General features: G+C 63.1%; 12 protein-coding genes. 7 read left to right on the forward strand and 5 right to left on the reverse strand.

Annotated elements, in window-relative coordinates:
* The 3 genes from VFW69_RS15915 to VFW69_RS15925 form a co-directional block, all read right to left on the reverse strand.
* The coding region (locus VFW69_RS15915; protein WP_526502468.1) for a non-ribosomal peptide synthetase at nucleotides 1-2470 on the reverse strand (2470 nt) is incomplete at its 3' end.
* A gap of 858 nt (nucleotides 2471-3328) precedes the next feature.
* On the reverse strand, nucleotides 3329-3721 hold the full coding sequence (locus VFW69_RS15920; RefSeq protein ID WP_526502469.1) for an Rv1352/Rv1906c domain-containing protein: 393 nt from the start codon (nucleotides 3719-3721) through the stop codon (nucleotides 3329-3331).
* Between the two features lie 177 nt (nucleotides 3722-3898).
* Entirely contained in the window at nucleotides 3899-4645 is a 747-nt protein-coding gene (locus VFW69_RS15925) for an ANTAR domain-containing response regulator (RefSeq protein ID WP_526502470.1), read from the reverse strand.
* 136 nt (nucleotides 4646-4781) lie between these two features.
* On the opposite strand from VFW69_RS15925, the gene VFW69_RS15930 reads away from it, so the two are divergent.
* From VFW69_RS15930 to VFW69_RS15940, 3 genes are all read left to right on the forward strand, one after another.
* Nucleotides 4782-6338, forward strand: coding sequence for a succinic semialdehyde dehydrogenase (locus tag VFW69_RS15930; RefSeq protein WP_526502471.1), 1557 nt, complete (start codon nucleotides 4782-4784; stop codon nucleotides 6336-6338).
* A 146-nt stretch (nucleotides 6339-6484) separates the two neighbouring features.
* Entirely contained in the window at nucleotides 6485-7063 is a 579-nt protein-coding gene (locus tag VFW69_RS15935) for a cyclic nucleotide-binding domain-containing protein (protein WP_526502472.1), read from the forward strand.
* 75 nt (nucleotides 7064-7138) lie between these two features.
* On the forward strand, nucleotides 7139-7573 hold the full coding sequence (locus tag VFW69_RS15940; protein WP_526502473.1) for a DUF4383 domain-containing protein: 435 nt from the start codon (nucleotides 7139-7141) through the stop codon (nucleotides 7571-7573).
* A 64-nt stretch (nucleotides 7574-7637) separates the two neighbouring features.
* On the opposite strand, the gene VFW69_RS15945 is transcribed toward VFW69_RS15940, so the two are convergent.
* A complete protein-coding gene (locus VFW69_RS15945) occupies nucleotides 7638-8123 on the reverse strand; it encodes a pyridoxamine 5'-phosphate oxidase family protein (RefSeq protein ID WP_526502479.1) in 486 nt (161 codons plus the stop codon).
* Between the two features lie 233 nt (nucleotides 8124-8356).
* Between VFW69_RS15945 and VFW69_RS15950 the strand changes: the two genes are divergently transcribed.
* The 4 genes from VFW69_RS15950 (at nucleotide 8357) to VFW69_RS15965 (ending at nucleotide 10947) form a co-directional block, all read left to right on the forward strand.
* Nucleotides 8357-8491 carry a hypothetical protein gene (locus VFW69_RS15950; protein ID WP_526502474.1) on the forward strand — a complete coding sequence of 45 codons (135 nt, stop codon included), beginning with the start codon at nucleotides 8357-8359 and terminating at the stop codon, nucleotides 8489-8491.
* A gap of 96 nt (nucleotides 8492-8587) precedes the next feature.
* Nucleotides 8588-9268, forward strand: coding sequence for a DUF2510 domain-containing protein (locus tag VFW69_RS15955; RefSeq protein ID WP_526502475.1), 681 nt, complete (start codon nucleotides 8588-8590; stop codon nucleotides 9266-9268).
* Nucleotides 9269-9346: 78 nt separating this feature from the next.
* A complete protein-coding gene (locus VFW69_RS15960) occupies nucleotides 9347-9982 on the forward strand; it encodes a class I SAM-dependent methyltransferase (RefSeq protein WP_526502476.1) in 636 nt (211 codons plus the stop codon).
* A gap of 122 nt (nucleotides 9983-10104) precedes the next feature.
* Entirely contained in the window at nucleotides 10105-10947 is an 843-nt protein-coding gene (locus VFW69_RS15965) for a methyltransferase domain-containing protein (protein ID WP_526502477.1), read from the forward strand.
* 361 nt (nucleotides 10948-11308) lie between these two features.
* Here the strand turns inward: VFW69_RS15965 and VFW69_RS15970 are convergent.
* Nucleotides 11309-11548, reverse strand: a 240-nt coding sequence (locus VFW69_RS15970) for a hypothetical protein (protein ID WP_526502478.1), incomplete at its 5' end; no start/stop codon positions are given.

Here is an 11548-nt window from a genome sequence, read left to right on the forward strand (position 1 = left end):
ACATACGTGTACCGGGCGCTCCGAAGGGGCAGGCCACAAACCGTGAGGAGGTCAAGCCCGCTCTGCTGACATAACCGCACGCCACGCCCCCACCGGCCACATACAACTCACCGACCACCCCGGCCGGCACCGAACGCAACCCGCCGTCCAGCACGAACAACGCCGCACCCGAGACCGGCGACCCGATGGGCACCACACCCGAGCCCGCTGTTAACGGCGCGCTCATCGCCGCGTACACCGTGGTCTCGGTCGGACCGTAGGCGTTGACCATCACCCGCCCCAACGCCCACCGATCCACCACCTCGGCCGGGCACGGCTCACCACCTACCAGCAACGCCGTCGACTCCAAGCCCTCGGGCGAAAGCACCCCCACCGCCGACGGCGTCTGCGTCAACACACTGACGTGTTCAGCAACCAGCAAGGCATGAAACTCTTCCGGCGAGCCCGCCACCTCTTCCGGCACCACCACCAGCCGCCCACCATGCAGCAGCGCGCCCCAGATCTCCCACACCGAAAAGTCAAACGCATACGAGTGACACTGCGTCCACACCTGTTTCGGCGGCAGGCCCGCACCGAGTGAGTCGAGCAATTGGGCCACGTTGTACTGGGTGATGGCCACCCCTTTTGGCACCCCCGTAGTACCCGAGGTGTAAATGATGTGGGCAACGTCATCGGGCGCCGGCGCCGGCAAGCCCGTCGACGGGTAATCGGAAATATCGGGTTCGTTGATGTCGACGACCCACAGGCCTTGCCCGTCCAGCCGCTCGGCCAGCCCGGCGGTAGTCACCGCCGCAACCGCCTCCGCGTCGCCAAGCATGAACTCCAAGCGCGCCGCCGGCACCGCCGGATCGATCGGCAAATACGCCGCCCCAGTCTTTAACACCGCCAAAATCGCCACGATCGCGTCAGCCGACCGCGGCAAGAACAGCGCCACACACCCGCCCGGGCGCACGCCACGCCCCACCAACAGATGCGCCACCCGATTGGCGGCCTCATCCAACTCCCGATAGGTCCAGGAACGCTCACCGCATACCAGCGCCACCGCCTCGGGAGCCCGCATCACCTGCACGCCGAACAACTCCGGAACCGAGACCGCCGCCGAAGCCGACTCGGTCAACACCGCACCGTTACCCCACCGGTTCAGGCGAGGCTCCTCGGCGACAGCTAACACATCCATCGACATCAGCCGCCGTGTCGGCAGCTCAGCCATCGCGGACAGGATCCGTTGCAACCGGTTTGCTAAATCCGAAACATCAAAATCTGAGAATGGCTGTCCCGCGCCGAGGGTACTTAGCAGATGCTGATCACCGAATCCGAGGAAGAAGAATCCGAAATTACCTACCGGCCCAAAAGTGGTGTATTCCGCTGTTCCAGGAGTATCGGCGAAGCTCAGGTTGAGCCTGGCCAGAATGTGGTTGATGACCACGCGATTTGCCGCTTGCCGCGGGTCACGAGGGTTGCCTTCGCCGTCCAGAACCTGCACCGGAAAACGCTGGTGCCGCAACGTTTCTCGTATCCGGGAATCAACATGCTTACAGAAGTCGGCAACCGAAGATTGCGGCGACGTCTTCAAGACGAGGGGTACAACCCCGGCCACCATTCCCGGAAGTAGCTTCGACTCAGGGCGCACGCGCCTGCTGACGGGGAAGTCGAGCACCACCTCTTCGGAACCGTTAGCGCAGAACCCGTGCACCAACAAGGCACACGCCGCGGTCAGGACCGACGACCGACGGATGCCCAACGATTTGGACAACCCTTTGATTTGTCCCACCACGGCCGGGTCCAATTGCACAGGCACGGAAGGCAAATACGAATTCCGCTTGGATGCCGCTTGGGGCGACCGGTAATCGGGATCGCCTCCCGAAGGGAGGTTGGCTGCCCAATAAACTTGATCATCTAGATAATCGGCGGACTCTTCGTATTGCAGCTCGTCGGCAACCAGTTCCGGCAACGTTCCGAAGAAGGCAGGAGAAACCGTCCCGCCCGATGCCAGTGCGGAATAAACAGCCGCAATCCGACGGCCTATTAATGAAATGCCTAACCCGTCAATGACTATGTGGTGGAAGCATCCAAACCAGTAGTATTCGTCGGTTCCGGTCTGGAATAACGCGAATTTGAACAGTGGGCCAGTGAGCGGCAGCGGTGTCTGTTGGATCGATGATGCCCTTTCGCGGGCTTCTTGCACGGGGTCCTGCGAGCCGCTCAGGTCGTAGTAGGCCAGCTCGACGTCGGGGTAGTCGAGGGCCTTTTGAAAGACTTCCCCGTCCACCTGGAAGAAAGTCGCCCTGAGCGTTTCGGCTTCGCCCACCACCTGGCGAATCGCGCGCTGCAGAATCACACGTTCTAGGGCGCCCTCGATTCGCACCAGCACGCCCAGCTGCCACTCTGCATCGAAATAACTGGTTTGCTGGGCAAGCCATATGGCTAACTGCCCCCGCGTCAGCGGAAGGACACGGTCGGCAACGCCCATGAAACACTCCAAGGGTCAGGTGCTGCGCACGTGTCAAATATCCGGCGCTGCTTGAATTTTCGCGTAATCGCTCACTGTTACTACTACCACACCGCAACACCAAACGAAATCTCTCGACAATCGCTCCACGGCTGCATGCAGGACCATTCGCAGCGTCAGGGGGGCATGCGAAAAACTTCATCGCTCGACCCGGCGCGCGGAGATACCCATTGCGCCGAGAAAATGTCATCGCAGCGCTTCATAGAAAACACGTTCGTCATGTCAAATCCCCTGCGCCGCCGAACTTCTCGTGTAACCCGACCAGTTTTACTTCGCACCCGGTGCCGCGAGGAGGGCGATTCGCCTTGCGGCTGAAGGCCGCAATTGCAGCGCCAGTTTGGGGCAGGCGAGTTATCTCCAAGGTACACGTCCGGGCCTGCCAGCCGCGCCAGCAAACCGCAATTGCGCACGCGTGCAACCGAATTAACGGCTGCGTAATCGACTTCGGCCCTGGCATCCCGGCATCGGGCACGGTTGCGCGCCGCGCTGTTCGTTGTGGCAGGGCCGCCTCCTTGCGCGCGGTCGGCCGCCGGGCCACTGCAGAATTTTCGTGCACGTCGATTAATAACTGCAACCCGGATCACCGTCTCAGCTATGAGTGCCAGAGGGCGCATGTGGTTACACGACGCCGATCACGTAGTCGGACCGAAACGCTCGTCCGCCCAACGGCGGCCTTGTCGCCACCTCCGCAGCCGCGGGTTCGCGTGTGCTCCATGCTCTGGTTACCAATCGTTACCGCCGAATCCTCTGTGTCTTAACGTGATTACGTGCCTGAGTCCCGCGATGGTCCGCCTCTCCTGACGGCCTCGGGCCGGTTGGTCACTGTTTCTGCCAAGGCTGGCAGCTATGCGTCAAGAACGCTCTATCACTCGGCTGGATCGTCACTACCTGGTATTCAGTGCCGATGCCGCTATCGATGATGTCGGTTGGTTTGAGGCTTCTCAGCCTGGCCCAATAACAATCGGATTCACCGTCAGGGCTAGTGCCGCCCGAGCGGTACGTGCCCGGCACGATGTCGACGCCTACCCGATACGTTCCATCGGTTTCAATGATCGTTTTGGGGGTGGAAGGCGGCGATGGCAACGTCACCGTGACGGTATGGGTGACTTCCCGTGTGGATGTCACCGTCGGTGTTGTTGTCTGGGTTGACCCGCCGCCGCAACCTGCGAGCACTATCGCCACCTGAGCGATCGCAGCTTTCCTGAACTGCATTGAAGGAGGGTAGCAGGGCAATCTCGCGGAACTGACGCGCTCAATCGACGGGTGATCCGCACCCACCGCGAGCATTCCCACTGCGCCGCAATTTCATTCGGGTACGGCGGCCTCGTCGCCATCCGCATCCGGTTCGCCTTCGTGCAAACCTTTCGCGATTCGAGGGCAGCGGGCGCCTCAGCCCGAACGTGGCGGGCGCTCCGTTTGAACCAGGTTGCGAGCGATCTCCTCGACCCGTGTGTTGGTCTCTTGCGAGAGTCTGGTCAACAGACCGAACGCTCTATCGGCGTCGATATTGAATCGCTCCATCAGGATGCCCTTGGCCTGGCCGATCATGTCTCGGGTAGCGATGGCGCGCATCAGTTGCGTGTTCTCGGTGGCCAGCGCCTGCTGGCGCCGGAGGTCAAGGCCGGTCTCCACGGCGCTGACGGCTTCTAGGGTGTGCAGCAGATCTGCCGGATCCCAAGCGACACCGTGATCGACGTCGCGCGCAACCTCGTCAAGAAGTTGTTTGCTTCGCGAGACTTCCTTCACGCTGTGCACCACGCCCACCAGCTCGCCATGATCGAGCAACGGGGAGTTGGTGGGGCTCCACACCTTCGGCAGGAATTCATCGGGGGCGGTGGGATCGGGGATGTCATAGCGCTGCATCCGCATCGTGTGGGTGCGGCCGCTCTGCATCGCCGTCTCCAGCGACAGCGCGAGCTTCGCCGTCCCGTCGGCGCGCGGATCCTTGGGATTGTCCGGGAAGGCGTCGAAGAGGTATTGCCCGGAAAGTTCGCCGTGCTCGTGCAGCGTGACGCGCTCGTAGTCTTTGCTTGCCCCGCGGATCCGCAGATCGCGATCCAAAAGCAAGCAACATACGCCCGATGCCCCTTGGGCCATCTCTCGGGCGATCACTTCGAACCGATCCTGGTTGCGCACTGGTTATGCCACTACCCGTTTGTCGAAGCGCCTAACCCGCAGATGAGCGCATCCATTGCGGCCACCCACACGCATGGCGCTGCAGAGCCAATAGTCTGGTGTTTCAGACAGCCGTGCTTCTGCGAGAGGTAATGACATGCCCGCACCGTCAGCCGAGGCCTTCGATCGCCTACGTCAGTTGGCCGCGATCAAAGACACCACGGCACGCCAAACCAAGACGATCGACGAGGTCTTCAACGGCAAGCCGCTGACCACGATCCCGGTCGGCACGGCCGATGATGTCGAAGCCGCATTCGCCGAGGCGCGGGCGGCCCAGGTCGCCTGGGCTAACCGCCCGGTCACCGAGCGCATCGACGTCATCAGCCGCTATCGGGACCTGGTCTTCGAGAACCGCGAGTTCCTGATGGATCTTTTGCAAGCCGAGGCCGGCAAGGCCCGATGGGCGGCGCAGGAGGAAATCGTCGACCTGATAGCGAACGCAAACTATTACGTGCGCGTGTCGGCGGACCTGCTGAAGCCTCGCACGGTGCAGGCGCTGCTCCCCGGTATCGGCAAGACCACGGTCGGTTACCAGCCCAAGGGCGTGGTCGGGGTGATCTCGCCGTGGAATTATCCCATGACGCTGACGGCGTCTGACTCGGTGCCCGCGCTTCTGGCGGGCAACGCGGTCGTGCTCAAGCCGGACAGCCAAACACCATATTGCGCACTCGCGTGCGCCGAGCTGTTGTACAAGGCCGGCCTGCCGCGAGCGCTCTATGCGATCGTGCCCGGGCCGGGCTCGGTGGTCGGCACGGCGATCATCGACAACTGCGATTACCTGATGTTCACCGGCTCGACCGCCACCGGCAGGCAGCTCGCGGAACACGCGGGCCGTCGGCTGATCGGCTTCTCGGCCGAACTCGGGGGCAAGAACGCGATGATCGTCACGCGGGGGGCCAACCTCGACAAGGCCGCAAAGGCGGCCACCCGCGCGTGCTTCTCGAACGCGGGCCAGCTGTGCATCTCGATTGAGCGCATTTACGTCGAGAAGGACATCGCCGACGATTTCATCGGCAAGTTCGGCGCCCAGGTGCGGAACATGAAGCTGGGAAGCAGCTATGACTTCTCGGTCGACATGGGCAGCTTGATCTCCGCGGGTCAGCTGGACACCGTGACGGATCACGTGGACGATGCGAAAGCCAAGGGCGCCAAGGTGATTGCGGGCGCTAAGGCACGGCCCGACATCGGCCCGTTGTTCTACGAGCCGACGGTCCTGACCGATGTCACGCCCGAGATGGAATGCGCGGCCAACGAGACATTCGGGCCGGTCGTCTCGATCTATCCCGTCGCCGACGTGGATGAAGCCGTCGAGAAGGCCAACGACACCGAGTACGGGCTCAACGCCAGTGTGTGGGCCGGTTCCTCCGCAGCGGGCCAGCAGATCGCAGCGCGGTTGCGGTCGGGGACGGTGAACGTCAACGAGGGCTACGCATTCGCATGGGGCAGCCTCAGCGCGCCGATGGGCGGGATGGGCCAGTCCGGCGTCGGCCGCCGACATGGTCCCGAGGGTCTGTTGAAGTACACCGAATCCCAGACGATCGCGACCGCACGGGTGTTCAATCTCGATCCGCCCCTTGGCATCCCGGGGAAACTCTGGCAGAAGTCGCTCCTGCCCATCGTCCGCACGGTCATGAGGCTTCCCGGTCGGAACTGACGCACCCGGTCTCCGCGTTCGCAATACCACATCCGGTACGTAGTCGGCACGGCTGTAGATGTATGTCGCGGATTTATGCCGTTCGTATGGTAAATCCGCGTTACGCTCTTCGGTGTCAGCGGCACGTCGCACGTCAGGAGTCCGCTATGAAGGCCGACGCGAAGCGCTATGAGGAAGACGCTCGGCGGCTACGCGGGTACGCCACATTCGCTAACTTCTCGGATGCTGAACTTCAGCGTCTCGCCAAAGCAGCTCATCGCACTTCGACGTCGGCCCCGTTGCCGCTGATACATGAGCAAACTCCGTCGGACTCGTGCTACATCCTGCTCAGCGGGGAGGTGGGGGTGTACGTCGGCCGGGACCGCGTCGCCGCGCTGGGGCCGGGCGAGGTGATCGGCGAATCGGCGCTCCACCGTGGGAGACTGCGTTCTGCGACGGTAACGACGATCGGGCCGGCCGAGTTATTGCGGATAGAACGCGACGATCTCGCCAGGTTGCTCGACGACATACCGGCACTTCGCGAAATCATTGACGCGTCTGTCGCGCGACACGTGCCGGTAGACCTGCCGCCAAAGCCAAAACCACCGCGCTCCCGGTTGGGCATCTCAATCCGCACCGACTTGGTCGAGCGGTTTGAGCAGGCCGCTGATGGCGCCGGTGTGGACGTCGCGACCGCGCTCGAAGATGCGCTCACGCACTGGATCGAACGGAACAGCACAGCGTAGCCACCGCCGCCGTTGCAAGAATCTACTACATTACGTAGTATTCGGGCCATCTTGCCGCGCACAAGGGGGTGCAATGTGAGGTGGAGTTTCGCCCAGATCGGGCTGCTGATCATCTGTGTTGTTCATGTCGTTCAGGCGGTGGTCGGCTTCGTCATCAATCCCAGCTTCGCGACCGGGCCCAATGCGCCGACCGTTCAGTTGCTGGGAATGGACTACAACGGCTGGCATGCCGTCGCCGGTTTGGCATTATTTGCGCCGGGCCTGGTGTTCGCGATGCGGAAGTCGTGGTCCGTGTTGTATCTACTGCTCGCCGCCATAGCCGGTGCGCTGCCCGGCATTTGGGCCTTCTTCTCCCATCAAGTCGCCTTCGTGTTCAACTTTCCCAATAACATCACCGACGCGATCGTGCACTTGGTGACCGCGGCGATCATGATCGCGGTGGCAGCCGTCCAGATCCGATTGGACGGTGGACTTCGAAACTCACTCGCCGGTCTCCGGAAAGCGCCGTAACGCAAGCGGTTTGCGGCTGGCCGCTCGGTCGTCGTCCGCGGTAGTGGAGAACATCCGGGCTTCGCTAGCCATCGTTGACGAGGTTCGCGAGGAAAGCCGGTAACCTTCCAGCCCCAAAGTCATAAAATCGCGCCCATTGCGGCTCGATCGAGATGCGCACCATCTGCTTATAAGTCGATTGCACGTTGCGTTCGAACTCGGCAAGTTGGGGTCCGTCCATTGACCTCCTCGCTGCCGCGAGGTACTCATCGGTGACGCCGTCGACGGTTTGCAGTGTGGCAAGCCCCCGCACCAGAAGGGCCTTCGCCTCTTCTGGCGTCGAGCCGGTGTCGATCGTCAACGCGACTTTCGGACGTGACGAAAGCGCGCGCGCCTTCGGGGAGGTCGGTGCCGTGGAGACAACGATGCGTTCGCCGGTCCAGGAGAACCCGACGGGGATGACTCGCGGAAAGCCATCATGTCCGTTGTAGGCCAGCCGGGCCATGGAGCCGGATAGCAGCTTCTGTGCGCCGGGGTGCCCAAGCTCCCGAGCCAATTCCTGCGGATTCATCACACTCGTAGTCCTACCCGATCGCACACGAGCTTCATACCTGCGGACACTCACCAACGCAGGGCCGGCTGGGCGACGGCGCGTCGCGGGGCGCGGGCCCGCGGAGATCGTGCCCGCCGTCAGCCATGTTCAGAGCCTAGGCTTGGCAATGCGGCTTTTCGCAGTCCCCTTGGTGTCCTCGGAGTCAGATTGTGCCGGTGCGGGTAGTCCTTGCGTCGACGAAGGAGGTTGCGATGGCCAGGCATTCGGAGAAGGACGACGACGAGCCGAAGGGCGGCCGCCCCGGTCCGGCGGATCACGGTCGCGAAGGAGGAATGGCGACTCGTGAGAACGCGCCGGAACTCACCGAGCCAGAGCGCGAGGACTGAAAGACTGACAGCATGACGGCTCACAAAACGCGGTCCGGTTCGAGCGGCCTTCGAGGCGGGTAGCCGGGATGCCTCTGTCGCGACGAAAATGGATAGATGCCATCTGAACAGGCGCCGCCCCCGCCCAAATCGGTGCCGGGCTGGTACCCCGACCCGGCAGTAGGCCACGGGCTGCAGCGGTACTTCGACGGCACCAGTTGGACCAGCGAGTGGGCGTTCTCCGCAGAGCCGGCGAAGAAAGGCACCTCGGGAAAGGCCGCCCTGGCCCTGGCGGCGCTTTGCACCCTCGTTCTCCTTATCTTCATCGGCAAAAGCTGGGTTTTCGACCCGAAGAAGGACAGCCCGTCGAGCCCATCGAGCACTTCGGCCGCGGAGGGACCGCCGACACCGACCGAGGAGGCGCCGCCGACACCGGCCGGGCCCAAGAAGCCCGATGGCGTCACCTTCACCATTGACCCGGGGCCGAACGGCGGCGTGGTCGACGCCCGATTCGCCATTCGTGACAACTACACCGAGCAGATGATCAAAGACGGTGCCCGGTCGGACACCATCGACATCCTCAAATACGCAAAAGCGACCTATCCTGATGCGTCCGCGGTGAACGTGCAGGGCACCTTCCCGATGACCGACCCGTACGGCAACACCTCGACTCATGTTGCCATCGACCTCACGTATTCGCGAGAAACGTTGAACAAGATCAACTTCGATGGTGTGACCAAAAAAAGCATCTGGGAGATTCGCGACTCCGGCACTGTTCTTCCGGCCTTCGAGCCGTAGGCCGGCCTGCGATTCCCGCCAGCGAAAGCGCCCGGGCAGCCATGTCGCACAGCGGTTGAAGTGGCAAGATCTAAGTCGATGACCGATTCGTCGATACCCGTCGTCAATCATCACGCCGACCATCCCGGCTTTGGTGGAGTGGCCGGTGCGGCTATTGGTTTCTTCATGCTTTTCATGGGACGCGGTAACGCCCGGCTTACCGTCGACCTCGCCTCGGTATCGGAGGGCGACCGGGTCGTCGACATCGGTTGCGGTCCTGGCACTGCGGCAAGAGCCGCCGCCCGGCGAGGTGCCAGCGTCGTCGGCATCGATCCGGCTACGGTGATGTTGCGTCTCGCCGGCATTGCGGCACGGCGCGACGCGAGCATCAACTGGGCGCGGGGCACCGCAGAAGCGCTGCCGCTCACCGACGAATGGGCGAGCGTGGTGTGGTCGTTGAAGACTGTGCATCACTGGCAGGACGTCACGGCCGGACTCACCGAGGTACGGCGTGTGCTGGCGCCGACCGGGCGGTTCCTGGTAATCGAGCGTCGGGTCAAGCCTGGAGCGACTGGCTTGGCGAGCCACGGGTGGACCGAACAACAGGCCGAGCGCTTCGCGGCCCAGTGCCGCGCCACGGGCTTCGAGGGCGTGCGCGTCGCCGAGCATCGACACGGTCGCAACGCCGCCTGGACGGTGCAAGCGGTCCAACCGGGCCAAGCCACTTTGTCGTAGCCGTGAGACACGTCCCCGATGAGGGCGCGGGCTCCTTGTCCTATCAGGCGCGACAGGGCTCGCAGTACGCTGCAGACACCCGACGGACTCGCGGTCGGAGGTCACCGAGTTTGGGGGCAAGCATGGCTGAGACGAACTCGGCCGAGGAAGCCCTGCGCCAGTGGAGCGCGGTTGCAGCGGCCTGGGACAAGTATCGAGACCGCCTGTTCTGCGACGTGCGATCGGTGTCCGAGTGGCTCGTCGAACAGGTAAATCCGCGGCCGGGCCAAACGGTGTTGGAGCTGGCGGCGGGCCCAGGCGAGACAGGCTTCCTCGCCGCCGCGCGGCTCGGCGGATCCGGCCTGCTCATCTCGAGTGATTTCGCGCCCGAAATGGCGGCCGTTGCCCGTCGGGGCGCGAGCGATCGCGGTCTCGACAACGTCGAGTGCCGCGTCATCGACGCGCAGCAGATCGACCTGCCCGACGGCAGCGTTGACGGGGTGCTTTCCCGGTTCGGGCTGATGCTCGTGCCCGAGCAGGAACGGGCCGTCGCGGAGGTCCGGCGGGTGCTTCGGCAGGGCGGCCAATTCACCTACTCGACGTGGGCTCCACCCGAGCGCAACCCGTGGATCTTCCAGATCGTGGTGGCGCTGCTGCAGAACGGCGTCGCGCCGCCTGGGGACGCCTTCGCTCCCGGGGGCCTCTTCTCGCTTTCCACCCTCGAGCGCAATCACGCCCTCGCCTCCGGTGCGGGCTTCTCGGATGTCACCGTCGAAGAGATCACCGGCGCCATGCGCTTCGACAGCGTGGACGAATACTGGGCGCACGTGACCGAGGTCGCCGGGCCCGTGGCGGAACTCGTCGGCTCACTGCGAAGTGAACAGATCGGCGCGATCCGCTCGACGCTCGAGGCGTCGCTGGTGCCTTACGAACGCGATGGCGCGCTCGAGCTGCCTTGGACGGCCGTCGCGACGAGGGCGGCGTAAGGGTTTGCCTCGGGCTGACGGGATTCGACCCTGCGGGTCTGGCCACGGGGTTATCGCTTCGACGCTCGGTTCACCGACCAGGCGGGAACCCTTGACCGTTCAGGTGTTGAATGATTCTTGGCGCGTGCTGACTAACTCGGGCATTTAGCTCAACATACGGTTAAAGGACTAATCGCTGCCGTTATTTGGTGGTTCCTCATTGGACTTCACCACGACAAGCTTCCCGCGGCGCCGCGCCCACTTCGAGAGCGCGCCCACAATCGCGGCGAGTTGACGCGTGGCTGCGGACGACTTTGTAAAACCGGACTGAGATTATTATTCAACAAATGCGCAAAACATGCTTCCGCTGCGCCGGTGACGGTTATAGCATCCAATTAGACAGATTTCTAACCACCAGCGAGAAAGGTACGCCGATGACGAGCACCAAGAGAACGCTGAAAGTAGTCGCAGTGGCCGCGACGCTGGTCGCAATCTTGGGTGGGTCGACGGGGTGCACTCTAACGTGCTCCGTTCCGGCAGCCGGGCAGGTGGTTTGTTCCTGAAAAATCACTTCTGACCTTCTACTTCTGTAGAAGCGGAAGTTGACCGACTTCGCGCGAAT

The organism is Mycobacterium sp., assembly GCF_036273375.1.
Taxonomy (GTDB): domain Bacteria; phylum Actinomycetota; class Actinomycetes; order Mycobacteriales; family Mycobacteriaceae; genus Mycobacterium.